General features: G+C 54.7%; 21 protein-coding genes. 10 read left to right on the top strand and 11 right to left on the bottom strand.

All coding sequences use genetic code 11. The annotated features are described in order from the left end of the window. Positions 1–34: 34 nt before the first annotated feature. Complete coding sequence (locus B7994_RS14210) at positions 35–1,171, bottom strand: GGDEF domain-containing protein (RefSeq protein WP_233142926.1); 1,137 nt, start codon at positions 1,169–1,171, stop codon at positions 35–37. A 107-nt stretch (positions 1,172–1,278) separates the two neighbouring features. On the opposite strand from B7994_RS14210, the gene B7994_RS01525 reads away from it, so the two are divergent. Continuing rightward, positions 1,279–1,872: an NUDIX hydrolase gene (locus B7994_RS01525; RefSeq protein WP_088636712.1), complete on the top strand. Its 594-nt coding sequence runs from the start codon at positions 1,279–1,281 to the stop codon at positions 1,870–1,872. An 8-nt stretch (positions 1,873–1,880) separates the two neighbouring features. On the opposite strand, the gene B7994_RS01520 is transcribed toward B7994_RS01525, so the two are convergent. From B7994_RS01520 to B7994_RS01490, 6 genes are all read right to left on the bottom strand, one after another. Continuing rightward, on the bottom strand, positions 1,881–2,642 hold the full coding sequence (locus B7994_RS01520) for a hypothetical protein (RefSeq protein ID WP_144063698.1): 762 nt from the start codon (positions 2,640–2,642) through the stop codon (positions 1,881–1,883). 171 nt (positions 2,643–2,813) lie between these two features. Further along, complete coding sequence (locus tag B7994_RS01510) at positions 2,814–5,042, bottom strand: NADP-dependent isocitrate dehydrogenase (RefSeq protein ID WP_088636709.1); 2,229 nt, start codon at positions 5,040–5,042, stop codon at positions 2,814–2,816. A 63-nt stretch (positions 5,043–5,105) separates the two neighbouring features. After that, a complete protein-coding gene (locus tag B7994_RS01505) occupies positions 5,106–6,182 on the bottom strand; it encodes a TIGR04133 family radical SAM/SPASM protein (protein ID WP_088636708.1) in 1,077 nt (358 codons plus the stop codon). A gap of 37 nt (positions 6,183–6,219) precedes the next feature. Next, positions 6,220–6,603, bottom strand: a complete 384-nt coding sequence (locus B7994_RS01500; RefSeq protein WP_088636707.1) for a hypothetical protein — start codon at positions 6,601–6,603, stop codon at positions 6,220–6,222. Between the two features lie 2 nt (positions 6,604–6,605). After that, the gene (locus B7994_RS01495; protein WP_088636706.1) at positions 6,606–7,241 is read right to left on the bottom strand and encodes a hypothetical protein; all 636 of its coding nucleotides are present in this window, start codon (positions 7,239–7,241) and stop codon (positions 6,606–6,608) included. Between the two features lie 37 nt (positions 7,242–7,278). Continuing rightward, positions 7,279–7,764, bottom strand: a complete 486-nt coding sequence (locus B7994_RS01490) for a hypothetical protein (protein WP_088636705.1) — start codon at positions 7,762–7,764, stop codon at positions 7,279–7,281. Between the two features lie 277 nt (positions 7,765–8,041). Between B7994_RS01490 and B7994_RS01485 the strand changes: the two genes are divergently transcribed. The 3 genes from B7994_RS01485 (at position 8,042) to B7994_RS01475 (ending at position 12,626) form a co-directional block, all read left to right on the top strand. After that, the gene (locus B7994_RS01485) at positions 8,042–9,418 is read left to right on the top strand and encodes a cellulase family glycosylhydrolase (protein ID WP_158213040.1); all 1,377 of its coding nucleotides are present in this window, start codon (positions 8,042–8,044) and stop codon (positions 9,416–9,418) included. Between the two features lie 85 nt (positions 9,419–9,503). Further along, positions 9,504–11,219, top strand: coding sequence for an MATE family efflux transporter (locus B7994_RS01480; RefSeq protein WP_088636703.1), 1,716 nt, complete (start codon positions 9,504–9,506; stop codon positions 11,217–11,219). Between the two features lie 21 nt (positions 11,220–11,240). Then, entirely contained in the window at positions 11,241–12,626 is a 1,386-nt protein-coding gene (locus B7994_RS01475; protein ID WP_088636702.1) for an MATE family efflux transporter, read from the top strand. A 3-nt stretch (positions 12,627–12,629) separates the two neighbouring features. On the opposite strand, the gene B7994_RS01470 is transcribed toward B7994_RS01475, so the two are convergent. Next, positions 12,630–13,115, bottom strand: coding sequence for a hypothetical protein (locus tag B7994_RS01470; protein ID WP_088636701.1), 486 nt, complete (start codon positions 13,113–13,115; stop codon positions 12,630–12,632). A 101-nt stretch (positions 13,116–13,216) separates the two neighbouring features. After that, positions 13,217–14,008 (bottom strand): hypothetical protein, encoded by a 792-nt coding sequence (locus B7994_RS01465; RefSeq protein ID WP_088636700.1) that lies wholly within the window; start codon positions 14,006–14,008, stop codon positions 13,217–13,219. Between the two features lie 33 nt (positions 14,009–14,041). Between B7994_RS01465 and B7994_RS01460 the strand changes: the two genes are divergently transcribed. Next, positions 14,042–14,953, top strand: a complete 912-nt coding sequence (locus tag B7994_RS01460) for a hypothetical protein (protein ID WP_088636699.1) — start codon at positions 14,042–14,044, stop codon at positions 14,951–14,953. On the opposite strand, the gene B7994_RS01455 is transcribed toward B7994_RS01460, so the two are convergent. Together B7994_RS01455 and mnmE are read right to left on the bottom strand one after the other, a co-directional pair. Next, complete coding sequence (locus tag B7994_RS01455; protein ID WP_233142925.1) at positions 14,934–15,797, bottom strand: GRP family sugar transporter; 864 nt, start codon at positions 15,795–15,797, stop codon at positions 14,934–14,936. The genes B7994_RS01460 and B7994_RS01455 overlap by 20 nt on opposite strands. Continuing rightward, entirely contained in the window at positions 15,787–17,133 is a 1,347-nt protein-coding gene (mnmE, locus tag B7994_RS01450) for a tRNA uridine-5-carboxymethylaminomethyl(34) synthesis GTPase MnmE (protein ID WP_088636698.1), read from the bottom strand. Before mnmE ends, B7994_RS01455 begins: the two co-directional genes overlap by 11 nt. A 43-nt stretch (positions 17,134–17,176) precedes the next feature. On the opposite strand from mnmE, the gene B7994_RS01445 reads away from it, so the two are divergent. From B7994_RS01445 to B7994_RS01425, 5 genes are all read left to right on the top strand, one after another. Beyond that, positions 17,177–18,160: an aldose 1-epimerase gene (locus B7994_RS01445; protein ID WP_088636697.1), complete on the top strand. Its 984-nt coding sequence runs from the start codon at positions 17,177–17,179 to the stop codon at positions 18,158–18,160. 184 nt (positions 18,161–18,344) lie between these two features. Beyond that, entirely contained in the window at positions 18,345–20,279 is a 1,935-nt protein-coding gene (locus B7994_RS01440; RefSeq protein WP_088636696.1) for a glycosyl hydrolase, read from the top strand. Positions 20,280–20,383: 104 nt separating this feature from the next. Beyond that, positions 20,384–22,135 carry a glycosyl hydrolase gene (locus B7994_RS01435; protein WP_088636695.1) on the top strand — a complete coding sequence of 584 codons (1,752 nt, stop codon included), beginning with the start codon at positions 20,384–20,386 and terminating at the stop codon, positions 22,133–22,135. A gap of 137 nt (positions 22,136–22,272) precedes the next feature. Continuing rightward, positions 22,273–24,144, top strand: coding sequence for a T9SS type A sorting domain-containing protein (locus B7994_RS01430; protein WP_088636694.1), 1,872 nt, complete (start codon positions 22,273–22,275; stop codon positions 24,142–24,144). Between the two features lie 150 nt (positions 24,145–24,294). Further along, the gene (locus B7994_RS01425) at positions 24,295–26,193 is read left to right on the top strand and encodes a glycosyl hydrolase (RefSeq protein WP_158213039.1); all 1,899 of its coding nucleotides are present in this window, start codon (positions 24,295–24,297) and stop codon (positions 26,191–26,193) included. The last annotated feature ends 9 nt before the right edge of the window (positions 26,194–26,202 follow it).

Raw genomic sequence — 26,202 nt, 5'->3', positions numbered from 1 at the left:
CAACTACATGTCCAGCAGATAAATTAAGGCGCCCTTAAGCGGCGGAGCGCTTGTCTTCGTACATCTTCTGGTCTGCGCTTGCCACGCAGTCCTTGAAACTCGAGATATCGCCATCCCACCTGGCGTAGCCCATGCTCGCTGCAATCCTATAGGAATGCGGGCCTTCGCGGTTAGCGATTTCCTCTTTCAGGCAATCCCTGACTTGGTCGATGACTTCCTGCGGCGATTCCGTCTTCGCCAGCAGCATGAACTCGTCACCACCGTAGCGACACAGGAAAATCGAGATATCCATGCGGCCACAGGCCTTCTTCAGCGCTCGCGAGACCAGCATCAGCGCCCTGTCGCCCTCGATGTGCCCGTAGGTATCGTTAATCCTCTTGAAGTGGTCCACATCCACCATAATCACATGCAGGTTCTTGGCTCCGCGCTGTAACTGCAGGTAGCGTCGCAGCTGGTTACGATTGTTGAGCGATGTCAGCGGGTCGGTCGAAATCAATTTGTTTAGCGAATTCAAGAAAACAAACAGGAGTATCAGTGTACACCAGAAGCAGAAAATCGGAGTCGTCAGCGAGAAGAAAATCTGGGCCCCGGCCGCAACGATACAGCCCGGAGTATAGCTCGCAATAATCAGGTACGTCTTCAGATTCTTCCGGTTTTGCGGTTTAAGCCCACGCGCGACACCTCGGATTGTCACCGAAATTATATAGATAAACGGAAGGAACGACAAGATGAAATAATACAAGTCGCAGGGCTCCAGATTTTCGTCAAGCCAAAAACTAGGCGCTACAGCGAACGAAACAAGCAACACCACCATTTCTACAAAAATCGGAATGCGCAATTTCGCCTGCAAGGAACTGATTTGTGCACGAGTCATATCTGGACGCGTGCTCATTTCGGCATAGATAAAACAACTGTAAAACAGGACCGCCGCAATAATTGCATTCGAATAATTTACAGCAAGAACAGTGACGATATTTTTCGGAATAACGCCGTCATTCACCAGAGCCCACAGAGCATCGCTCACAAAATAAGCGATATGCCAAAGCACCAGTTTGCGGAACAGCGTAAACTTCAGCTGCGGAGTCGGTAGTCTATTGATGCTATATAGCAGGACTGTCAAGATGCACGCACACCCGACGCTGATATAGGCATAAAAGACATAAGTACTCATATTGGAGAAAATACACTAATTCCCCGAAAAAGTCAAATATGGGGTCTCCATACCCCCGCCAGTGTGCAAAAACTCACTTTTTCGCAAAAAATTCTAAATTACAGACCATGAAACCCTGGAAACTACTCGATACGGAATACCTTGTGAACGCCCCCTGGCTCAAGGTCGCCAAGGAAAAATGCGAACTCCCCAACGGGAAGGTTATCGACGATTTCTATACGCTATGGCAACCCGACTGGGTGCTAATCCTCGCCCGCACGGCACAGGGTAACTGGGTCATGACGGAACAGTACCGTCACGGCAGCCAGACCATCGAGCTAGAGTTCCCCGCAGGAATCATCAACAAAGGCGAAACGCCGGAACAGGCCGCACTGCGCGAACTGCAGGAGGAATGCGGGTATTGCATAGATCCTCGCCTACGCGAGGATGACGATGGGGCTCGCGAGGATGACGATGGCAAGGCAATCCGTTACCTCGGGGAGCTACCGGTGAACCCGGACAGGCACCGCGGCAAATTCCACATCGTCTCTATCGACGGTGTCGTAAAGGCTGGCGGCACGCATTTCGACAGCACCGAGGATATTGAATCGTTCGAACTCTCCGACGATGAACTGCAAAAGAAAATGGCGGACGACACGTTCTGCCATCCGCTCCAAATGGCGGGCTACTTCAAGTGGAAACTTGCCGCCCGCACTTTATAGTCCGCTAGCTACTTGCGCCTGATATAGACCGCAGCGCAGGCGTCCATGAACTTCACCTCGAACTGTCTAAAGTTGCCCCAGGCCTGGCCGTTCTTGTAGTGCGGAATGTGCTTGCCCAGCTGTTCCCTAGTAATCTGCATCCACTCGCCCTCACCGGTAAAGCAGAAGAAATCGTTATCATTGAAGTCCTCGAACAACAGCGTTTCCTCGTTGAATTCCGAATCCGCAAGTTCGAATCCGTCCACGGAACCGCCGTTGTCCAAAATTTCCTTGAGGCTATCGAGTTCGGACTGGGCGTCATCAGAAACAGCAGTCATATCGTCCGTCCCGATGGAGAATTCGCCTTCTTCTTCATTTATAATGGTTTCCTTGCCTGCGGTGGCGCTGGACTCGGGTTCAGAGGAACTCGATTCCGCCTCTTCCGAGCTGGAAGACTTCGCCTCGCTGGAACTGGATTCAGCCTCGCCCGAAGAGGAGGAATCCTTCGCGGAACTCGAACTGGAGGTCGCCTTCTCCGAACTAGAAGACCCCTTCGTGGAACTCGAGGACACCTTCTTGGAACTGGACGACTTTGCCGTCGTATCCTTTACAATGACATTGCCCTGGTCGTCGACTTCACCTTTTTCGACCATTTCGGCATATTCATCCTCGCCAAGGATATCACCCTTCGGAGTGATTACCTGAACAGGGCCGTCCGCAGAACAGGCCACGAAAAACGCCATAAGTGAGGCGCCTGCGAGAATCCAAATGTTTTTCACCATCGTTTTCATAATGGCTCTCCTTTCGCTTGTCACGAAATTGGGTTTCTGTCTAGACGAAAATAAAATTTTTTATACAGAAAGTAACGTAACGGACAACATAAGTGTTCTTTTTGTGCTCAAGCACACAAAAAAAAGGGCCCGGAAGGGCCCTAAAATTTGTTCCAAACTGGAATATTACAACTAGATTCCGTCGATGACGGCGTTGAACGCATCCACCGGACGCATCCACTTCTTCAAAAGATCCGCCTTCGGGATGTAGTAACCGCCGATGTCTGCCGGCTTACCCTGTTCTGCGGCAAAGGCAGCGACAATCTCGCCTTCCTTCGCTTCGAGGGCTGCTGCCACCGGGGCAAACTTCGCGGCGAGTTCCGCATCAGCCTTCTGGTCTGCAAGGGCACGGGCCCAGTACATCGCGAGGTAGAAATGCGAGCCACGGTTGTCGAGTTCGCCAATCTTGCGGGCAGGAGTGCGGTTGAATTCGAGAATCTTGCCGTTCGCGGCATCAAGCGTATCGGCCAAAACCTGAGCCTTCTTGTTGCCGGTCTGTGTAGCGACCTGCTCGAACGACGGCACCAGCGCGAAGTATTCCCCGAGGGAATCCCAGCGCAGGTAGTTTTCGGCGAGGAACTGCTGCACCTGCTTGGGGGCAGAGCCGCCCGCGCCGGTCTCGAAGAGGCCACCGCCGGCCATCAAAGGCACGATGGAGAGCATCTTCGCGGATGTCCCGACTTCGAGAATCGGGAAAAGGTCGGTGAGGTAGTCGCGCATCACGTTGCCGGTGACACCGATGGTGTCGAGGCCGGCCTTCGCGCGCTTCATCGTCTCGACAATCGCCTTGCGCGGGCTCATGATCTTGATGTCGAGGCCGTTCAGGTCATGTTCGGGCAGGTAGGCCTCGACCTTCTTCTGGATTTCGCGGTCATGCGCGCGTTCCGGGTCGAGCCAGAAAATGGCCGGCGTGCTGGAGGCGCGGGCGCGGGTCACGGCGAGCTTCACCCAGTCGCGGATAGGAGCATCCTTCGCCTGGCACATGCGGAAGATGTCTCCCGCATCGACATCCTGCTGCAAAAGCACTTCGCCCTTGCTGTTCACGGCGCGGATAACGCCCTTGCCCTTCGCGACAAACGTCTTGTCGTGGCTGCCGTATTCTTCGGCGCCCTGGGCCATGAGGCCCACGTTCGGCACGGTACCCATCGTCTTCGGGTCGAACGCGCCGTTTTCTTTGCAGAACTTGACCGTCTCGTCATAGATGCCGGCGTAGCAGCGGTCCGGAATGCAGGCGACAACCTCTTGCAGCTTGCCTTCCTTGTTCCACATGCAGCCGGAATTGCGGATCATCGCGGGCATCGATGCATCGATAATCACGTCGCTCGGAACATGCAGGTTGGTAATTCCCTTCGCGGAATCGACCATGGCGAGGTCCGGGCCATTCGCGAGGGCAGCATCGATGGCTGCGCAAACTTCAGCTTCCTTCGCATTGCCTTCGAGGCGCTTGTACAAATCGCCCAGGCCGTTGTTCGCATCGATCCCGAGTTCCTTGAACAGGTCGGCATACTTCGTGAACACATCCTTGAAGAACACGCGCACAAAGGCACCGAACAGCACCGGGTCAGAAACCTTCATCATGGTCGCCTTCAGGTGCACAGAGAACAGCAGGCCCTGCGCCTTGGCCTCGGCCATCGTCTTCGCGATAAACTTTTCGAGCGATGCCATGCGGAGCACCGTCGCGTCGAGGATTTCGCCCTTCAGGAGCGGCTTGGCGGCGCGCAGTTCGGTAACGGTGCCAGCAGCATCCACAAATTCAATCTTGAACGTGTCGGCATCGGCAAGCGTAATGGACTTCTCGTTCCCGTAAAAATCATCCGCATCCATGCTCGCCACGCGGGTCTTCACGGAAGCATTCCACGTGCCGTTGCTGTGCGGGTTGTTGCGGGCGAAGTTCTTCACCGCATTCGGGGCGCGACGGTCGGAGTTGCCCTGACGGAGCACCGGGTTCACCGCAGAACCCTTCACCTTGTCGTAGCGGGCACGGATAGCCTTCTCCTCGTCGGTCGCGGGGGCATCCGGGTAATCGGGCAATGCGTAGCCGTTCTGCTGAAGCTCGGCGATGGCCGCCTTGAGCTGCGGCACGGATGCCGAAATGTTCGGGAGCTTGATGATGTTCGCCTCGGGCTTGAGCGTAAGCGCACCGAGGAAAGCGAGGTCATCGCTCACGGGCTTGCCGGCAAAAGTCGTGCCCGCCGGGAGCGTATCGGCGAAAGCCGCGAGGATACGCGCCGGCAGCGAAATGTTCTTGGTCTCCACGTCGATATCCGCAGTCTTCGCGAAGGCGGTTACAATCGGGAGGAGGGATTGCGTCGCCAAGAACGGCGACTCGTCAGTCAGGGTATAAAAAATCTTTGTACTCATACGAATACAAAGATAGAAAAATACGCCTTTTGGCCTTTCGGGGCTGTGGAACGAACTGCGCGTTTATGCGCCGGCATCCTCCAGACGCTGTACGTGGCAGTATGCGAGTTCCTTTGTTTTCTCGTCCCTAAGGTGCAGACTAGAGCCTTCGCAGTAGCGCCAGTATTTACATTTTTTGCAATCGCCAATCTTGGCCCAGCTGCGGTCGCGCATCACCTGGTAGCGGTTCTGCCATACATCCCACAAGTCGTCCTTGTAGATGTTGCCCTGGATATAGTCGCCGCGCAAGCTCGGGCAGGCAGAAATGCTGCCATCGCAGAGCACGGAAGACACGTTCACGCCGGCACGACAGAAGAACGGGTAGTTGCGGGCGTCCTTCTCGTAGCTCCCGAGGAACCCTTCGCAGCCGTAATTCACGTTGATGAGGTTCTGCTTCTTGACTTCGTGGATAAAGTCGAACACCTGGCGAAATTCCTGGTTCGTGAGCTGGAACAGCGGATTGTCCTTCGCGCGGCCCTTCGGGAACACGGTCGCAATGCGCCAGCGCTTCACACCGATTTTTAAAAGCATGTCGAGAATCTTCGGGAGTTCCTTCAGATTCTCGCGGTTCACGCACGTCATCACGTCGAAGGTGAGGCCCTGCGTGTGGGCAGCCATGTCAATGGCACGCAGTGCGCGCTCGAAGCTATGCGGGTCACCGCGGAAATGGTTATGATTCGCCTCGAGTCCGTCAAGGCTGATGGTAAGCGAGCGAAGCCCCGCCTTCAGCAACTTGGTGTAACGTTCGGGAGTCATCGCAAGCCCGTTCGTGACCATGCCCCACGGGTAGCCGCGCTTCTTGATTTCCTGGCCGCATTCCTCGAGGTCAGCGCGCATCAGCGGCTCACCGCCGGTAATCACCACGATAAAATGTTTCGGGTCGATGTGCGGGGCCAACTTGTCCAGCACGTTCATGAAGTCTTCACGCGGCATGTCCGGGATGGCGTCCTTCACGCAGTCACTACCGCAGTGCAGACAGTGCAGGTTGCAGCGGAGCGTGCATTCCCAGAAAAAGTACGTAAGAGGGTGCGCCTTGATTTCGTTGTGGCGGTAAAGGCGGTAGGCTTCGAGAGCGAGTTTCTTCTTGAGAGAGAGTTGCATAAAATGTGTAGTGTGAAATGTGAGGTGTGATTAGGGATTAATGGATGCGTTGTCCATCCACGTAGTATTTCGACTTGAATTCGTCTTCAGTGTAGAGAGTCTTGTTGTCCTTTTCATCGCGACAGTCGAAAGTTTTCGTTTCGTCGTCGGTCGATTGGAAACAGGTGACGTCGTCTTCACAATAGTACGTGTCTGTGCATGCCGGGTACGACACTGTGCAGTTTTCGAAGTTCCCGGAAATCCTGTCTTCGTCGTTCTCGCAATTGTAGAAAATGCCATATTCGGGACATATCTGGTCGAGTTCGCATGCGACCAGTTTTTTCCCGGCTGAAGGGCTGTCGCTGGACGAATCGTCACTACAACCGCCCCAGAACAGAGCGCACAGGCTTAAAAGGATTTTTTTCCAGTGTTTCTTGAACATGATTACTTATCAGCCTCGCCGGAAAGACACTTGTTAATCCGTTCTTCGATTTCCTTCATCTTGTCTTCGTAGACCTTCTGGAGTTCTTCTTCCAGGGCAGGCTTGTTCGCTTCCCACTCTTCCTGCATCTTGAGGAACTTGGCATATTCCTCGCTGGGCCTGATGGTGCCGTCGCTGCAAGAGTCTACCGCGTTATTGATGATGGTCGGGGCGCCGTAAAGGGCCACGAACCTGTCTAGTTCCATGCGCAAATGTTCGAGGCACAAGGGCGTTTCTGCCAAGGTCGGCGTGATGGAGTCTATCTTGTCTACGGCATCGTGCTTGGCCTCTTCCTCTTTCCACATCTTCTTGGTATCTGCGCTGTAATCCTGAGCGAAATACGCAACACTAGAATCCATGGGGGAGCATGTGAAGTCTATATCTATGCCGTAATCGAGCGCCATTCTTTCTAGGTCGAAACTGCTGGAACTTTCGGGCTGTGAAGCCTCGCTGGAACTGGAAACCGGGTTTTCGGTGGCGCTGCTATAATTGGGGTCGGGACCATAAAGGCATACGGCCGATGAGGCCGAGTCTTCGCAACCAGCCCAGAACAGGGCGGTCAGCGAAAGCGCAATTTTTTTCCAATGATTGTAGAACATATTTTCTCCTAAATTTAATCTAGTAACTAATGGTTAGTTACTGTTCTGTCTTTTCCGGGCACTCGATGATGGGGTGGCAGCCAGCAAGAGAATCCTGTTCAATCGGTTTTTCCGGATTCCGTTCGATGCAGATATCTTGGTCGCTTGTGCAGTTTATGGCTTTTCCGCTGCCGGCCTCCGGGGCGAATATCTGGACTCCTTCGGGAAGCTCAACACCCTCGTAACCGGCATCAGACGGATCTCGAAGGTACTTGTTGCCATCGGTGCAGTCGATAATCTTGAACACTTTGCCCGAATCGTTCGTTGCGGTATCGTTGTAGCAAAGGACTCCCTGTTCGATAATGACTGGAGCCTCTACCCCATAAAGGCAAACTGCACCCCCTATAGAGTCGGATGGCATTACCTGAACGCCATACTCGGGAGCAAACACAGCTGTATCGTCTTTCGATCCATCGTCCCCACAGCTGGCCCACAATAATCCGGTCAGCGCAAGTGCAATCTTTTTCCAGTGTCTGTAGAACATTTTTTCTCCTTTTTGGATCCCCAGGAACTTTCTATAACATAAATATACGTTTATTTCCTCACGGCCGAAGTAAGCCTAAATTCATTTTACCTCTTTGCCGATTTTCCGTACACAAATCACAAAAAATCACATTTTTTGGGAATTTTCCACCCAAAACAACCTTTCCAAATATGCGAAAAATCACTCGTTTCCCCCTGTAAACACCTAATCCTGAAAAAAAACACCTTCTTTTTTCGCAAGCGAATATATTAAGAGCGAATGTATGGAGGTTTGTACCATGAAGCATCTGCTTTTCACATCCCTGGCGCTAGTTTCTGCCCTCACGGCAACGACTTTTGCCCAAACCATCACCCCCACCCGCGTGGGGCCCGTGAGCCAGTACGGCCAGCTGATGACCGGCAAGAACTCGCAGGGCAAGGGCCAAATCTACGGTAGCTGCGAAGGCGTGAAGGACGGCGCCGAAGTGCAGGTGCGCGGCATGAGCCTCTACTGGAGCCTTATGCCCCAGGCCGTCGAATACTGGAGCGAAGAAGGCGTTTCCACCATGGTTCGCGACATGAACATCCAGATTGTGCGCGCAGCCATGGCAACCGGCAACGAAGACTGGAGCAACGGCTACAAGGGCTACGGCAGCGACCCGACCACGCAAATGAACTTGATGAAGACCGTCGTGGAAGCGGCCATCAAGAACGACATCTACGTGATTATCGACTGGCATTCGCACAACGCCAACGAACAGACCAATTCCGCAAAGGATTTCTTTTCGAAGATGGCACAGGAATACGGCAAGTACGACAACGTGATTTTCGAACTCTTCAACGAACCCACGGACGTTTCCTGGAACACCATCAAGACCTATGCAGACCAAGTGGTTTCGGCCATCCGCGAACACTCCGACAACTTGATTCTCGTCGGAACACCTAGATGGGACCAGAACCCGCATGCACCTATCGGCAACGAAGTCAACGACCCCAAGAAGAACACGGCCTACACCCTGCACTACTACGCCAACAGCCACTGTTGGAGCGGCAGTTACGATTGGAGCGACCCGACATGGGGAGGTGATTGCGAAGGAACCAAGGGCGAAAAGGCAATGAACGCGGGCCTCTCCGTATTCGTCTCGGAATGGGGCACCGCCAACTCAGATGGTAACGGGAATCCCGACCAGAGCCGCAACCAGAGCTGGCAGGACTACATGAACAAGCACAAGCTCTCCTGGGCGAACTGGTCCGCCTCCTACATTTCCGAAGGAACGGCCGCCTTCCAGAACGGCTCCAGCAAGACCTCGCTGCAGTACACTACATCGGGCAACCTGGTGAAGGGCTACCTTTCCACCAATCCCACGACCTACAAGGCCTGTCACGACGTGACTCCCGAAAGTTCCTCTTCTTCCGTCATCGCCATTCCGTTCTTCAAGAGCAACGACCAATTCAGCGTCTCCTTCGCAAATGGCAAGCTCGCTCTTGAATCCAGCGCTAGCGGCGCCACCAAGATCGAAGTGTTCGACCTGCTCGGCAACACTCGCCTCCAGAAAGAGGAATCTCTTTCGTCCGGCAGCCACCTGGTCGACATCGGCGCACTCCCCGCAGGCAGTTACCTTGCCAGGGTCCGCCAGGGAGCCAACATCCGCCAGGTACGTTTTGACATCCGCTAGGACATAAGTCACAATCATCCCATTTACACCAAAGAGAGAGAAGTCCCGGTGGCCTTGTGCCGCCGGGATTTTTAAATTAAGGTCAATGCGGATCAAATCGACATTCTGCGGAAGGCGCTTCAGGTCGATGCTTTTTACAGCATCTATTTCGGTCTGTGCCGAAACCCTGAATATCCTCGTCGACAAGATTGTCGCGGCACAGTTCCTGGGCGAAAAAGCCCTTGCCGCCATCACATTCTTCACGCCGCTTTTTTCGATCGTGCTATTCGTGAGCGCCGTCGTCATGGTCGGGACCCTGGTTTGCTACTCGTTCGAGATTGGCAAGATGCAGAAGGACCGCGCCAACCAGTTTTTCGGGCAGGGCATCATTCTCTCCTTCGCCAGCGGGATCATCCTAGCGGGGCTATTCACCATCATTCGGAGCCTACTGCTGCGGGGTCTAGCCCTAGATGCCGACCTCATCGGCTACATCGACGGATTCTACACCTGGTTCATCTGGTTCTCGTTCCTCATCCCGGTAAACAATGTTTTGCAGGAGATGGTCTATATCGACGGTGACACCCGCACTTGCAACCTCTCCTACGCGGCCCTCCTGGTCGGCAACGCCATCTTTTCCATCGTATTCTGTCAATCCATGGGCATCAAGGGCGTCGCGCTCGGCACGCTCGTATCGGTACTCCTGAGCATAGCGATTCTCTGCACGCACTTTATCAAGAAAAGCAACACACTCAAGTTCGTATGGTACATTAAATGGCGCGACATGGCAGCGGTAGTCCGCTTCAGTCTCGCCGAGGCCAGCGAGTTCCTGATGTTCGCCCTATTTTCCTCGATACTGAACTACTATTTCATCTGCTCGTTCGGGTTCGGCAAGCTTCCCGTACTCTCGATGGTCTACGAAATCGTGGAACTCAGCGTATTCTTCAACGGAATCTGGATGGCGGCAGAACCCCTGGTGAACACCTACCGCGGCGAGAAAAACTGCAAGGGAATCATGCGTTCCATGCAGTTCGTGAACCGTACTACCATGAAAGAAGCGCTGCTCGCGTCGCTGCTGCTGTTTATTGCCGCACCGTTTGTCATATCGATATTCCATATCCATTCCGAAGGCCTAAAGGACACCGCCATATTTGCAGTAAGGGCTTGCGCCATCGGGTTCCTGCCCCTCGCCTTTTCCAAAATCTACGCGAACTACCACGTACACGAGAATCCCTTCATCTCGTTAACCTTCATCACGCTTGTCATGTTCGTCTCGCCGCTCATAAGCATCGTGACTCTCGGTTCCCTTTTGGGGCCGAAGGCGTTCTGGGTCGGCTTCTCCATTTCGCCGTTTATCGCTTTTGCACTCGGTTGCCTCTTGCAGATTGCCGCCTACGGGAGGGAAAAATTCCCACTCATGATAGAAGACCCGAAGGACATGGCGAACTGGTTCATCACCGACACCAAGCTCTCGCCCGAAAGCCTCCTGATGTTCCGGGACCGCATGGGGCGTATCATGGAACGCCGGAACGTGAATGCGAACACCCGCATGAGGGTAATGCTCATGATAGAGGAACTCGGGATGGAAATCTACCAGCACAACAATGGGAAAACCGTCTATATCGAATTCGCGCTGGTTTTCCGGAACGACCATGTCCTGCTCATCTGCAAGGATGACGGCAAGAGAATCGACATGACCGATCTCGAGCAGTCGATCAACGACCTGCGAATGTACCTGATAAACATGTTCATGGCGGCCCAACAGGAGAAAAAGTACCTGCCTACCGCCAACTACAACCGCTACACCTTCAAGTTCGAACGCTAAATAAGTATATTTGGCGCCGAAATGAGCGATTTCTACTCCAGCAAGCTTAATTCCTTCGGTACCGCGAGCATTCCGAAACTGGTTTTGCAGTTCTCGGTCCCCTCCATCATCAGCATGATGGTGAACGCGCTCTACAATATTGTAGACCGATTCTTCGTGGGCCAGGGAGTCGGAAGCCTCGGTATCGCGGGCATCACGCTCTGCTTCCCCATCACGCTCTTCATCATGGCCATGTCGATGATGATTGGCGTGGGCGGCAACACGCTTTTCGCCATCCGCCTCGGGCAAAAGAAGTACATTCAGGCAAGCATTATCCTGAACAACTCGTTCTCGCTGCTGTTACTGATGGCAGCAGGCACGTTCACGCTCGGCGAGATCTTCATGGAGCCCCTGCTCAAGCTGTTCGGCGCCAGCGACCAGACGCTCCCCGTTGCAAGCAGCTACATGCGCATCCTGCTTTGCGGCGCATTCTTCCAGACGGTCGCCCCGGGCATGAACCATTTTATCCGCAGCATGGGCCACCCCAAGACGGCCATGTTCCGCGAAGTCATCGGTGCCGTCACGAACATCGTTCTCGACTGGCTCTTCATCATGAAGTTCCACTGGGGCATCGAGGGCGCCGCATGGGCGACCATCTGCTCGCAGCTGGTTTCGGCATCGCTCATCACGCAGTTCTTCGTAAAGAAGGGGACTCCCATACGCATCCGCTGGCGCCATATGAAGTTGCGCTTTGCCTATGTGAGGAAGATTATCATCCTCGGCATTCCGCCTTCAATAATGCAGGTCTGTAACAGCCTGATGAACGCGATTCTCGCCTGGAGCCTCACCACCTACGGAAACATCAGCCTGCACGATACGGGCCTGCTTTCGGGCGGCGACATGGCAATTTCTGCCTTCGGTATCGTGAACAGCATAGCCTCCTTCATATTGCTCCCGCTGCTCGGATTCGTGCATGGCACGCAGCCGATTATCGGGTACAACTACGGCGCGCGCCTCAATGCCCGCGTGAAGGCGACCCTCAAGTTCACGTTCATCTATGCGTTTGGCGTGATGCTCGTGGCATGGGCCATCATGATGTGGCAGGCAGAGGCGCTCGTGGCCCCGTTCGCCCCGAACGACCTGAAACTGCAGGAGACCGCCTCCTGGGCCATGAGGATTTTCGGCGCAGGCTTCTTTATGATTCCACTCGGGCTTGTATCGGGGAGTTTTTTCCAGGGTACAGGAAAGGCGCTCAGGTCCATGTTCCTGAACGCCTGCCGTCAAGTTATCTTACTGATTCCCTTCCTGCTCGTGCTCCCGCGCTTCTTTGAACTGAAGGGAGTGTTCCTCGCGCAGCCTATTTCCGATGTCGGCGCGGCCATCATCGGGGTGTGCATGCTCGCGCACGAACTGAAAAAGCTGAAATAAACCTTAGAACAACTTTTTCGCGTCGGTCAGCTGGCCGTCCTTCTCGTGGAACAGGATGACAGAGCCGCCCTCGAGGGTCTTGAGAACTTCGACCAGGCGGTTCACGGTCTTCGCCTCGTCAAACCCAATCTCGTTCTTCGCGCCCTCGTTCACCACGATACCGAAGGTCACCGCATTCGGAGCTGGGCGGCGGAGGTAGTTGATAAAATCTTCTGCAGAGGCAATCACGTCGGTACGGCCCTTGACCTCGATGTTCATCGGGTCGCGGACGCTGGCCGAAAGCGGGAAGAGATCCTCGTTCACGGTCTGCTTCGCGTTCAGGAAGAACATGTTGCCCACGTAGAGGCTGATGGTATCGTCGAGCACCTTGCCCACTTCGATGGAGACATCGCAAGAGGAGGACATCTCCTGGATTTCGAGTTTGGAGGGGCCGCAAGCGACGAGTGCAGCGGAAACGAGGATGGCGAAAGCGGCCAGAATCTTTTTCATAGAAAACTCCTTATGTTCCTGTTATGCTAGGAGATCCCCGCCTTCGCGGGGATGACATTTGCAATTAGGGAACATCTTATATTGCTGAACCTAAATATATACTATTTCGAGAGGATTCCGAGAGCCTTGGACACGAGTTCGGGCGAAAGCTTGAAAATTTCGCTCAATTTCGACACCCTTTCGGGTTCGGCAATACGTTCCATGCGGCTTCCGTTCGCATCACGGGTCACAAGGTTGCCCTTCTGGTAATAGTACTGCACGCCGCGCTCGCGGTCGAGGCGGTTCAGCACCGGGTAGGTCATCATCTCGCGGTAGAAACTTTCACTCCAGTGCTGCTTGAATTCCTCTACGCCTACTCCTGCCACCGGGTACTCGAACCGCAACTTCATGGGTGAAGAAAGCGAACCATCCCCGCGGATGGCGCCGCCGGTCCAGAGTTCCATGGAATCCATGTCGGGCCGTACGAGGCGCACGCTGTTCGGCACGAGCGGGAAAAGTGCTTCGCCGGAACCGAATGGCTGCGGAAGCGGGATAGGCAGTGGATCGAAGATGAGGTAGCCAGGATCGAAGAGGAACTCTTTGGACGAGAGGGAATCCTGATCGGGCAATATCAGCGCGCAGTGGATGTTTCGTTCCTTGCGCTTGTGGCCCATCACAAGCCGAGGTTCAAGTTCCATGTCGCGCAGGCTCTGGTAGAGGTGCCACGTCATGCTGAAGCACGTGCCGCCACCCATCCATGTATCGACATCGTTCTGGTCGCTATCGTCGAGGTTGCGTGCCGCAGTAGCGCTGCCCGTAGATTCAAGGCGTATGATTTTCGTGAGGTTCTCGTAGGTCACATGCGAGAGCCTGTTGCACAGGTCGAGAATCTTTTGCCATGTCGCGGGTTCCATAAGTGCAAAGATAGAAATTGCTATATTATACGCATGCTCGGAATTGAACAGAAAAAAGGAAACGACGAAAAACTTTGCGGCAGGATGATTGCCTACGCAAGAATTTTGCCTACGCCCGACAACGAAGAAAGCGACTCCCCGTTCGGAGATATGATCAAGAACGGACTCCTGACGCTCGAAGGCGATTTCCGCAAGTTCAACCCGACCGTGCCTTCTCGCCAGAAGAGGAACCGTGTCATGGACGAGCGTCTGAACGAACTGCTCGAGACCATGGAAGAGAACGGAGTGGAACTCCCGGAGAACCTCGACGTAGAAACCATGCGCGACCGCCTGCATGAACTTTCGAACATGGAAGTCATCCCGATTCCTGCACGTATCGGGAACTTCACGCAAGAAGAGGAAATTCTCAAGGAAGATGCCGACATCTACTACGTCGGCGAGTTCATCGGCGCGAACCAGGCGCATTTCTGCCTTACGACGCTCCCCATCTACTACCAGGCGCGCTACCGCGAACAGACAAAAAAGCACGAGATGGAGCTTCTGAACGACATGCTCTCGCAATTCGAGAACGGCGGATTCCTCGACAACGACGACATCATGAACGACACGGTGGAACTCTTCCCCGAAGGGGCTTCGCTCAACACGTTCGCGGGCGACCTCAACAACCTGCTGAACGTGAAGGTAATCCCCTTCCTGCTCGCCTGCGAAAGCGACGACGAATACGACCAGCAGGTAAAGCAGCTCTATGCCTTCATGAAAAGCTACCCCGAGCAAGTGGATATAAAGCGCATCGACGCGTCGTTACGCATGCTGCGCGAAAAAGGCGATAACGAACTCGCCCGCAAGGTACTCGAACTCAGCTGCAAGAAGATAAACGCGCTCTACAACGAAGACGCGAAGACCGCCGAGAAATTCGAAGCGGAAATTACATCTTTGAAAGTGTAAGCAGGGCTGCGCCCGCAAGGATAATGACCGTCGAAGCGGCAAGCTTGACGCGTTCCTTGTACGTCGCGTATTCCCCGAAGGCGAACACGCCCCACATCTGGTTCACGACCAGATTGAGTTGCAGCAACGGATAGCCCACCGCATAGCCGAACATGCCGTCATCGGCAATGGCCCAGAATATGGCGAGGGTACCGAGCATCCAGAGCATGCCGGCAGCAAAGGCGAAAATCGTCGGAACCGCAGGCATTTCAAAACGCTTGCTGCGCGCCAGCGAAAGGATAATGAAGAGGACGACACTCCCCACACAGATACCGAACGAGAACGGGAACAGGAATTCCATGTCGCCCATTCCGCTTAACTTGTAAGGAATCAGGTACGTACCGAATACGGCACCCGAAAGGAGCGAGCGCCAGTTCTTCCAGATATGCTTTATATGCCCCGCCGGAATCCAGATGCCCACAAGCATGCACACGATGGCGGGAATCGAGAAATAGAAAAGCGAATGTTCGGCAAAAAGAGTGACGCCCGTGATGAACGAGAGCAAGATGCTCACGCTCATGGAACGCAGCCCCGTGCCCGCGAGGTCGGCCTCGGCCTGCACCGCCCAGAAGCAAAGCGCACCGCCGAAAACCCAGAGGAGCCCGCAAAGGACACCGACCGGATGCAAGTTGAACTGGCCCGTGACGCATGCGATAATCGCCGAGCAGAACAAGGCGCCTACGGCCATCACGGCAAGGAACGCCCACGAGGAATAGTGAGGATACTTCTTGAGAGGGACCATGTAGGTGCCGAAGGCGAAAACGCCCAGCAGGACACCGATAATGCTGAGAGTGCTACTTGCCAATGCAGAACCCCGCGAAAATAGATTGAAGAATGTCTTCGGACGAGATTTCGCCCGTTATGCTCTGGAGTGCGCGACGCACCACCTGCATCTCGAATGCCAGCAGTTCCACAGCAGGATTATTCCTGAGCAGGTCGAGAGCGCGGTCGACTCCGGCAAGGGCTTCCTCGAGGCATGTTTTTTCACGCTCGCTCGTTATCCAGAAGTCTTCGGAATTGCTGTTTTCCTTGAAAAGGCGGCCGTTTATCGCCATGCGGAGGGCGTCGAGCCCCTCGCCTGTCTTGGAGGAAATTCTGAGAGCGTTCTCCGCCAACGTCATGGCGGCCCCAGAGCCGCCATCCGACAAATCACTCTTGGAATAAACGATAAAATCGGGCTCGAAGGCGCGCGGGTCGCATTCAGAATCATGCGCACCATCCACCACGAGAATCTTCATGTCGGCTTCTTCGAGAACTTCCCTGCTCTTTTGCATGCTGAGCGCATCGAGCGCGTCGGTCGCCTTGTCCGCGATGCCCGCGGTATCGACAAGCCGGATTTCTCCACCCGGCAAGAAAAGGCGAACTTCCACGAAATCGCGCGTCGTGCCGGGAATGTCACTCACGAGGATGCGGTCCTCGCCCAGGAGCGCGTTCACCAGGCTCGACTTGCCCGCATTCGGGGCACCGTAGAGAACCGCAAGCGGTAGCCTACCGAGCGATGCCTTGTTGTGGAAACTTTCAAGAATTTTCCGTATGGATTCACGGACGTTTTCAAACTTTTCCTGCCAGCCCGCGAAGTCCGGGTCAGCCTCTTCCTCAGCGAAATCCACATCAAGTTCCAGGCGCGCGGAAATGTCCTTCACCTGTTCGGCAAGTGTCGAGACCCTTTTCGAAAGTGCTCCCCCAAGAAGGCGGTGTGCATTCTCGAGTTCTGCACGGTTCGCGCTGTGGATTACGTCGGCAACCGATTCCGCCTGAGCCAGGTCCATCTTGCCGTTCAGGAAGGCGCGACGCGTGAATTCCCCAGGTTCGGCAAGACGCACGCCGTCGAGCCCGCGAATCGCCTGCAAAAGTTCGCGCACGATAAGTGGGTTTCCGTGCGGGTAGAGTTCCAGCACGTCCTCGCCCGTATAGGAGTTCGGGCCTTCGAAGAACAGGAACAACAGACTGTCAATGAGTTTGCCGTTTTTCGGATCCCGCGCAGTCCCGAGGGATGCCCGACGCGGCTCCAGACTTTTTGCGGCACGTTCCCCGAAAAGGGCAGCCACCACGTCGCGAACCCGAGTTCCGCTCACACGGAGCGCAGCAACGGCACTCACGCCGGCCGGAGTCATCGGGGCAACTATCGTCTGGGAATCCATATGTAAAAAGATAGTTATTAGTTGTTTTGCTATCTTACCCCATATGAGCAACTTCAAACTGATTTCTCGCCCCCTGGGCACTGTCCAATGTTTTGTCCTCCAGCGCGATGACGGCGCCGAATTCGAAGTCCTTTCGGGCTACGGCGGCGGCCTCAATGCCTGGCGCATCCCCGTAGCAAGCAACGGCGCATCCGCCGAAGGCAAACTCGACCTTCTCTACGGTTACCGCGAGGGCGACGACATCTTCAAGATGGGACCCGACACGAACGCGGGCTGTAGGCTCTGCCCCTTCCCCGGGCGCACCGCCTACGCGAAGTTCACCTGGCGCGGAAAGACCTACCAGCTCATCAACAACGTCAGTTGGGCACCGCACGCCCTGCACGGGTTCCTACAGAACCAGGAATGGAAATTCGAGAGCTTCGAGACCGACAGCGAGAAGTGCTCCGCAACCTTTACCTGCGACTGGCCGGGCGCCTTCGCCGGATTTCCCTTCCCGTTCCACGCTACAAACAAAATAACATTCACAGGTGAATCGTACGAGGTCACATCGACCGTCGAGAACACCGGCAACACGGACATGCCCTATTCCGAAGGCTGGCACCCCTACTACATGCTCGGTGAAAAGATTGACAACCTCACGATGGCGCTCCCCGACTGTCTGCTCGCGGAACTCGACAGTGCTGACCTCCCCACCGGAAACTTCCATGCAGACAACCGCTTTACCGGCGGCAAGAAAATTGGGGAAACATTCATCAACGACTGCTTCTGCCTCGTGGACAACAGCAACCCCGGCGAGAATGGGTTCGGGATTGTCACTCTCGAGGGCAAGAACGGCAAGCTCACCCTCTGGCAAGACGCGCACCTGGGGCAATACAAAGCCATCCAAATCTACACGCCCCCGACCCGCGAAAGCATCGCCATCGAGCCCATGACATCGGAGCCCGACGCGCTGAACCACCACCGCGGACTCATCGTGATCCCGCCGGGCGAAAAGCGCACGTTTACCTTCGGCGCGAAATTCGAATAGCCACCCGGCGCACCGTAAGCCACTTACAATTTACTTGCAAATCACTAGAAATGCCGTTTTTACGCCAAAAACGGCATTTTTGATGTTGAGATTTGCCCAACATCTTCTTCGGCCCTATTCAAATAAATAGTGCATTTCGCACCCCATAAACCTATTTTCATGAAAAACAAAAAAGGACGTGTGTATGGACATCCAAAAGATTCTCGTTTCCCTTGGCCTTGCCACCGCCATTTCGGCAAGTGCCGCCATCAGTTACACCCCTGTCACCGAAGGTGCTACCGAAGGGGCCCAGAAACTCTATAACTTCCTCGCCACCAACTACGGCGTTCGTACCGTTTCGGGTGTCATGACGGGCGACGTGAATGACGCAACCGTCAAGGGACTCGTGGATGTGGATACCTTCAACATCCGCACCGGAAAGTACCCTGCCCTCGTGGGGTTCGACTTCCTGTTCGCTACCGGCGTGAAGGCCAGCGATTCCTGGTACAAGAGCTACACGCAGAAGGCCCTTGATGCAGCAAAGGACCTGTGGAGCCAAGGCGGTATCCCCGCATTCACCTGGCACTGGAAAGACCCGAGCGACCAGATTGATGCGTTCTACACCAAGTCGGGCAATGCCAGCGAATTTACCGACTTCGACTTCACCCAGGGTTTCGCGGACCCTGCATGCACGGCCAACTGCACCTGGAACAAGGAAAGCGAAACCTACAAGCAGATACTGAGCGACATCGACGAAATCGCCGACATGTTCCTCGGCCTGCAAGAAGCGGGTGTCGCCGCCATATTCCGCCCGCTACACGAAGCGAGCGGAGCATGGTTCTGGTGGGGCACCAAGGGCGGCGCCGCATTCCAGGCGCTCTACAACCTCATTTACGACGAGATGGTGAGCGTGAAGGGCGTAAAGAACCTCGTGTGGGTATGGAACCCCGAATACACCAAGGATACCGACTGGAATCCGGGTGCCACCAAGTACGACGTGATAAGCCTCGACATTTATGAAGCATGGGATTACACATCCAAGTACACCAAGGCCTACGCCGAACTGACCACCAACTTCGGTAGCGACAAGATGTTCGCCGTTTCCGAAAACGGTTCCATTCCCGATATTTCCGCCATGACTGCTGCAAAGACCACCTGGTCCTGGTGGATGCCCTGGTACCAGAGCTGGAGCGGCAAGTTCCTGGACCAGACCGTGGAATCCGTGTGGAAGGCAAATATGGAAAGCCCCTGCACTATCAGCCTCGAAAGCATGCCGGGTTGGGACAAGTACACCATTTCTACGACTCCGGTCGCCGCCTGCGAAGTCGGCTATGAACTCGGCAAGCTCGATACCGCACGCAAGATCGAAGAAGTGTTCCCAGGCGACCTCGCCACGAACGGATGGCTCCAGGTGAAGTTCTCTGCCAGCGGCGAAGACACCGCCAAGGGCAATGTTGTCGTTCTCGACAAGAACATCCCCGACCTCTCCACCGCCAAGAAGCTCACAATGAAGGTCTACAACACCAATTCCATGTCTGGCATCTGGTTCACGGTAGCCTTCCTCACCGGTGCTCCGGACTGGGCATGGGCACAGCCCGACGGTTGCTGGATCAACGCGGGCGACTCCACTACTTGTGAAATCGACCTCTCCACCACAGCCAAGGACCAGGTTGTGCTAGAAGGCGATGATTACACGAACTTCATGGGCAACATCTCGAAGGTATACCTCGAAGTATTTGCCGCAGGCTTCAACGGAACCGTCTACTACGACGACATTATGGTTGACGGCACAACGCTCATCAACGACTTCAACACCGCACAGAAGATCAAGGTGGAACAGGGCTCGCTCGTCGAAGTGAACGTTCTGCCCCCCGGGTCTAGCGCCATCGAGCCGAAGGTTGCAACCACGGCATCCAAGCTCAGCGTCTCCGGAAACGTCATCTCGTTCGCTGCGGCAAAGTCCGGCATCGTAGCGGTCGACGTGTTCGGCATGAACGGCAAACGCGTCGCAACCCTCTACAGGGGTAATCTCGCCGCCGGCAACTACAGCTTCAGCCTCGAGAACATGCCCAAGGGCCGCTACATCGTGCGCGTGAAGGGCACAGGAATCACAGCCACGCAGCCCGTGCTCGTAAAGTAAAATACTCCTATGGTAAAGGCCCTGCGGGTTTTCCGCGGGGCTTTTTTGTCAAAGAAAAGATAACCAGTTGTTGATTAAATTATCTTAGGTACTGGAGATTCCCTATGAATATATTCAAACTGCTGACCGCATCCGCAATTACATTCACAGGCTATTCGATGGCCGAGGCCCTCCGCTACGAGGCGGAAGACGCCATCCCCGCCGACGACCACGAAATCGAGACGCTCACCGACGCGAAGGCATCGGGCGGCAAGTACGTCGACATGGGCTCGGGAAACCTCCTGTTCACCGTCGACATGCCAAAAGACGGCTACTACACGCTGTTCATCAACTACAAGCTACCCTCCGACCGTACCAGCAAGATACAGAACCTGACCCTAAACGGGAATTCCGCAGGCCAGGTCAGCTTCGGCCTCACCGACGAATTCACGGTCATCAAGGGAGCCGGCAAAATCAAGCTTTCCAAGGGCACGAACACCATCGGCATCGAGAAGTCCTGGGGATGGGTCCAGATCGACTACATCGAGATTACCGAATTCGAGGCGACCCCCTGGAACATCTCTCCGACTCCTGTCACGCCTGAACCGACCGAAAGCGCACAGAAACTCTACAATTTCCTGTACAACAATTTCGGCAAGCACGTGATTAGTGGCGTCATGACGGAACGACCGTTCGAAAATAACGGCCAGTACACTCCGCAAAACTACGAAACGCAAACCGAACTCAGCTACATCTACGAAGCAAGCGGCAAGAACGTGGTTCTCGTGGGCTTTGACTTCTTGCACGCATCGGGCAAGAATTCCGACCAGCAATGGTATCAGGGTTACACACACGCCTCACTCGAAATGGCAAAGACCGTCTGGAAGGCTGGCGGCATTCCGCAATTCAACTGGCATTGGAAAGACCCGATGCACGAAGTCGAAGCGTTCTACACGCAATCTAGCGGAAACGACCCCTATACCGAATTCAGCATCACAAAGGCCTACGACGAAGACACCGGCAAATGGAAAACAGACAGCGATGCGTACAAGGCCATAGTCCGTGACATGGAAATGATTGCCGATTCGCTTTTGACTTTGCAAAAAGAAGGAGTCGCTGTTCTTTGGCGCCCGCTCCACGAAGCTAGCGGAAAATGGTTCTGGTGGGGCACCGATGGCGCCAAGCCGTGCGTCGCCCTGTACAAACTCATGTTCGATATTTTTGTGAACCAGAAAGGCTTGCACAACTTGATTTGGGTGTGGACCACCGACGAAGCAAGCGATGCTCTTGACTGGTATCCGGGCGACGAATACGTAGACGTTGTAGGCCGCGACTACTATTACTACCCGCGCGAATCAAATCACGCCTCACTCATCAGCTCGTTCGAGAAAGTCAAGGACATGTACGGAGCCAAGAAGATTGTCACCTTGTCCGAGAATGGTTCCGTGCCTTACCCTGACGAGATGAAGGCCGATGGAGCAAACTGGAGCTGGTTTATGCCGTGGTATGGCGACTACGCCATGGAAAGCTGGGCGAACGACAACACCAAGGAAAGTTGGAAAACCGTAATGAACAACGAATACACGCTGACTCTCGAAGACATGCCGGGCTGGGACAAGTACGAAATGCAGACAACCGTCGTCGCAACCGTCAGGAAAGCAGCCCCAGCAATTCGGCTTGTCGGTCGCGATTTGCAAGTGAACCTGAACGCCTCTACGGCACAGGTCTCGATTTACGATTTGCAAGGAAACCGCGTAATCGCCCAAAAGATGAGCCAGAACGGCACGATAGCGCTTTCACGCCTCGCCCGCGGACCGTACCTAGTGCGCATCCAGGCAAACGGCTTGACACAAAACCACAAAATCATGCTAAAATAAGCCCCACTTGTGCGCCAGAACAAACACCTGACAAGGTGTTGACATAATCCGTGATTTTTGTCAACACCCCAAAAGCGGAAAAGTCCTTTTTTCGCTTTTTTTATTTATTTTTCGGGGAAAGAAATGAGGATGTTTACATGAAAAAAACTTTCAGGATCTTGCTTGGCGCCACCCTGCTCGGTGGGGCTGTTTCTGCATTTGCCGCTCCGGGACTTACCGTAAGCGGAACCGACTTGCTCTATAACGGCAAGAAGATTTTCTTCTCGGGCACGAACCTCGCGTGGAGCGACTACAATTCCGACGTAGGTGACTCCCCGCTGAACGAGAACGCCTGGCGCAAGGCCGTAGAAGGCACGCGTGCTGCGGGCGGCAACGCCATCCGCTGGTGGCTCTTCAACAACATGAGCCAGAGCCCGACTATCGACCAGAGCACACACCTGGTGACCGGCCCCAAGGAAAATACAATCGCCAACATGAAGAAGGCGCTGGACATCGCCGAGGAATACGGCGTGATGGTCTCGATGTGCCTCTTTAGCCATAACCTGATGGAACCGAACCAATGGGGACTCTACAACGAGAAACTCGATATCACGGCGAACGAAAAACTGTTCGAGGACGAAGGCACCAAGGCCTTCATCGATAATGTACTCGTTCCGGTCGTGAAGGCCATCGGCAACCACAACGCGCTCATGACCTGGGAAGTGTTCAACGAGCCCGAAGGCATGACAAGCGTGGGCTGGACCACCCAGAAACTTGAAAAATCCGTGCTGCAGAAGTTCACGAACAAGATTGCTGCCGCCATCCATACGACGAATCCGGAGCTGCTCGTTTCTACGGGTAGCGTGAATATCCAGTATCAGAGCTGGTGGAACGATTCCGAACTCATCGCCGCCGGCGGCGAAGCCAATGGAACGCTCGACTTTTTCCAGACGCACTACTACCCGTATTACCAAAACGACGACGTTTCGCCCTTCGTGAATACGGCTGCCCAGATGGCTGCAAAATACAACTACGATAACAAGCCGATGATTATCGGTGAATTCCCGGCAAGTGGCTGGAAGGGCGATACCTACACTTCGAGCATGGCCGCGAAGACCCAGATTTCGACCGAGGAATGCTACCGCAAGGCCTTTGATGGTGGCTACGCAGGCGCACTCGCCTGGCAGTACATCGGCGACAAGACCGAATCGCAGTTCGGCGGCTACACCTACACCATCGACCCCGCACTCAATGCCATGACGGCACTTGCCGCTACAGAAGAAGCCTCCATCAAAATCAAGGACGTAACGATTAGCCAGGAAGGCGGCGACGGCAAGATGTCGGTGACCTACGGCGGCGATAACGCGCAGATCGAATACCAGAAGACATGGGACCTGAGCAACGCAAATACGTTCACGTTCGAAGCAACGAACAAGGGCGAAAGCAACGCCCAGTTGCACCTGATTTTCAAGCTGACTAGTGCATGGACCTGGACTCCGGTGAACGACGATGCCGGCGCATGCGTCGTGCCTGCGGGCGAAACGGTAACCTGCTCCTTCGACATCTCCAGTTTTGCCGACCGCAACCAGACCTTGAGCGTCGTTGTCGCAAACTACGCCGCAGGCTATACAGGCACCATCCTGTACGACAACTTCAAGGCGGGCGACCAGGTTCTCTGGGACTTCAACAGCGACAAGTACGATGCCTTCAGCCGCGGTTTCGAGAACACCGAAGAGATGATTCCCGAAATCAAGATCGTGTTCGATGGCTCTGTGGCAATTCCCCACGTCGCCCAGGTACGCACGGCATTCGGCATCCAGAACACCACGATTTCACTTACCACCGCAAAGGCCGGCAACGTGAGTGTCGACGTGTTCAACATGAACGGCAGGCGCATCGCGACCCTCTTCCACGGCAAGCTCGCTCAGGGCAGCTACGCCTTCAGCCTTTCTGAAATGCCCAAGGGAATGTATATCGTGCGCGTGAAGGGCACAGGCTTCACCGCGACACAACCCGCGCTTGTAAAATAAAGGATTTCTGACTCTTCGCCCCTGCGGGATAACACCTGCGGGGGTTTTTGATATTGTGCGTCACGCAACAGGTTTTCTTTCTTTTTTCTTGTAATCGTTCAATCGGGCTTTTTTTAGGATATATTTAGACCAAAGATGTATGGAGTGTTTATGGAATTCAAGTCTATCGCGGCGATAGCCGCATTCTCCGTGGCGGTATCCGCTTTTGCCGCCCCCACAGTCTACGAAGCCGAAGCGCAGCCGGGCGTAAATGCCGGCGATATCTCGGCAGATTCTACCGGAGCGAAGTTCGTGTCGAAATCCTCCGGCACCGAGTTCACCTTCACTGTCAAGGTCGAAGAAACCGCGATGTACGACATCACGACCAAGGTGCTCATCAAGCAGTACGACTGGACCACCTCCAAGATTCTCGTGAACGGCGTCGAGGCGGGCTCGATGCTCACGACCCCGCGCAACTGCGATTCCAGCTACGTGGTGGCGGCATCTGCCAAAATGCGCGTCGGCGAGAACACAATTACCGTAGGGAACGGCGCCATCGGTGTCGACTACATTACCGTAGAACGCCATCCCGATCCCGTTTTCAATATCAGCGCATTGCCCGTAACGCCTAACGCAAGCGAAAGCGCCATGAAGATCAAGACATTCCTCCGCGACAACTTCATGAAGAAGACGGTGAGCGGCATGATGATCAGCGACCAGAACTTCAACTACGATTACGGCAACATGAAACTTTTGAAGGCGGGCGAATGCACTCCGGCAGATTCCTGCAAGTTCAGCGACGAGGAAGTTTCGTGGAAGGGCCAGACCGACATTGCCGAGTTCTACAAGCGCAGCGGGCACTACCCTGCCGTGGGCGGGTTCGACATGCTCTTTGCCGCGGGCGGGCATCACGAAGAAGGCTGGTTCCGGGGCTACACCGAGAACAACCTGGTTATGACCGAGCAACTGTGGGAAATGGGCGGCATTCCGACCTTCACCTGGCACTGGAAAGTCGGGGAAGATACGATTTTCTACACGCAGCAAGAAGGTTTCAGGAACGCGGGCTGCACCGAAGGCGTCACGAAGACGGCCGACAACAACACCTGTTTCAACTACACGAAGGCCTTCAAGGATTCCACCTGCAAGGAAATCGACGTGACTTCGCAGGTCTACAAGGACATCGTTGCCGACGTGGATATCGTTTCGGGCTACTTCAAGGAACTCGAGGAAAAGGGAATCGCCGTCGTGTGGCGCCCCCTACACGAGGCCAGCGGTGGCTGGTTCTGGTGGGGCGTGGGTAGCCCCGAGTGCTACGTGCAGCTTTACCGCCTTGTGTTCGACCGCATGGTGAATACAAATAAACTCACGAACCTCATCTGGGTATGGAACATCAATACCGACCCGAAATTCGGTTACGACTACAGCGCTCTCAATGCGGAATGGTACCCGGGTGACGAATACGTGGACATTGTCGCGGTCGATATCTACGACCCGCTTAACAACCACAATTCCGCCGCGAACTACTTCAATAAGATAGTGAGCGACGTCGGCACCAAGAAGCTCATCGCCCTGAGCGAAAACGGCGCTATCCCGGATATCGACAGCATCGCCGAAGACAAGGCCTATTGGAGTTACTGGATGACCTGGAGCCAGACGTGGAGCGGAAACTTCCTCGAAAAGACTCCTACCGACATGTGGAAGAGGAACCTCGATGACGAACGCATTATCGCACTCGACAACATGCCCGGCTGGGACAACGTCGTCGCCGACACTAGCAGCGAGGGTGCCATTGTCGCCCCGACTGCAATTCCTGTCGCGAAATCCGCGAACGTTTCGAATAAACTAAACATTCACTTGAACGACAATATGCTCGAGATAAACGTGAGCGACAATACGACGGCAAACATCGCGCTGTTCGACATGCTCGGTCACAAGGTCGCAACGCTTGTCCGGGGCAACGTGCCCGCAGGCTCCACACTATTCGACCTGCAGGGAATCGCAAGCGGAAACTACGTCGTTCGCGCCAAGATAGGTAGCACAAACTACGCCCAGAAAATCCTCGTGAAGTAAAGTTTTCTA

Source organism: Fibrobacter sp. UWR2 (genome assembly GCF_002210285.1).
Lineage (GTDB): Bacteria > Fibrobacterota > Fibrobacteria > Fibrobacterales > Fibrobacteraceae > Fibrobacter.
Note: the sequence above shows the minus strand (reverse complement) of the source record. Positions and strands in the feature narration are given on the sequence as shown.

What these genes read in the sequence shown, in the direction of transcription:
- B7994_RS01505 (WP_088636708.1), bottom strand. Translation starts at nt 6,182, where the DNA reads ATGCAACTCTCTCTCAAGAAGAAACTCGCTCTCGAAGCCTACCGCCTT.
- B7994_RS01485 (WP_158213040.1), top strand. Translation starts at nt 8,042, where the DNA reads ATGAAGCATCTGCTTTTCACATCCCTGGCGCTAGTTTCTGCCCTCACG.
- B7994_RS01510 (WP_088636709.1), bottom strand. Translation starts at nt 5,042, where the DNA reads ATGAGTACAAAGATTTTTTATACCCTGACTGACGAGTCGCCGTTCTTG.
- B7994_RS01495 (WP_088636706.1), bottom strand. Translation starts at nt 7,241, where the DNA reads ATGTTCTACAATCATTGGAAAAAAATTGCGCTTTCGCTGACCGCCCTG.
- B7994_RS01440 (WP_088636696.1), top strand. Translation starts at nt 18,345, where the DNA reads ATGGACATCCAAAAGATTCTCGTTTCCCTTGGCCTTGCCACCGCCATT.
- B7994_RS01430 (WP_088636694.1), top strand. Translation starts at nt 22,273, where the DNA reads ATGAAAAAAACTTTCAGGATCTTGCTTGGCGCCACCCTGCTCGGTGGG.
- B7994_RS01460 (WP_088636699.1), top strand. Translation starts at nt 14,042, where the DNA reads ATGCTCGGAATTGAACAGAAAAAAGGAAACGACGAAAAACTTTGCGGC.
- B7994_RS01475 (WP_088636702.1), top strand. Translation starts at nt 11,241, where the DNA reads ATGAGCGATTTCTACTCCAGCAAGCTTAATTCCTTCGGTACCGCGAGC.
- B7994_RS01470 (WP_088636701.1), bottom strand. Translation starts at nt 13,115, where the DNA reads ATGAAAAAGATTCTGGCCGCTTTCGCCATCCTCGTTTCCGCTGCACTC.
- B7994_RS14210 (WP_233142926.1), bottom strand. Translation starts at nt 1,171, where the DNA reads ATGAGTACTTATGTCTTTTATGCCTATATCAGCGTCGGGTGTGCGTGC.
- B7994_RS01465 (WP_088636700.1), bottom strand. Translation starts at nt 14,008, where the DNA reads ATGGAACCCGCGACATGGCAAAAGATTCTCGACCTGTGCAACAGGCTC.
- B7994_RS01525 (WP_088636712.1), top strand. Translation starts at nt 1,279, where the DNA reads ATGAAACCCTGGAAACTACTCGATACGGAATACCTTGTGAACGCCCCC.
- B7994_RS01425 (WP_158213039.1), top strand. Translation starts at nt 24,295, where the DNA reads ATGGAATTCAAGTCTATCGCGGCGATAGCCGCATTCTCCGTGGCGGTA.
- B7994_RS01490 (WP_088636705.1), bottom strand. Translation starts at nt 7,764, where the DNA reads ATGTTCTACAGACACTGGAAAAAGATTGCACTTGCGCTGACCGGATTA.
- B7994_RS01500 (WP_088636707.1), bottom strand. Translation starts at nt 6,603, where the DNA reads ATGTTCAAGAAACACTGGAAAAAAATCCTTTTAAGCCTGTGCGCTCTG.
- B7994_RS01435 (WP_088636695.1), top strand. Translation starts at nt 20,384, where the DNA reads ATGAATATATTCAAACTGCTGACCGCATCCGCAATTACATTCACAGGC.
- B7994_RS01520 (WP_144063698.1), bottom strand. Translation starts at nt 2,642, where the DNA reads ATGAAAACGATGGTGAAAAACATTTGGATTCTCGCAGGCGCCTCACTT.
- B7994_RS01480 (WP_088636703.1), top strand. Translation starts at nt 9,504, where the DNA reads ATGCGGATCAAATCGACATTCTGCGGAAGGCGCTTCAGGTCGATGCTT.
- B7994_RS01445 (WP_088636697.1), top strand. Translation starts at nt 17,177, where the DNA reads ATGAGCAACTTCAAACTGATTTCTCGCCCCCTGGGCACTGTCCAATGT.
- mnmE (WP_088636698.1), bottom strand. Translation starts at nt 17,133, where the DNA reads ATGGATTCCCAGACGATAGTTGCCCCGATGACTCCGGCCGGCGTGAGT.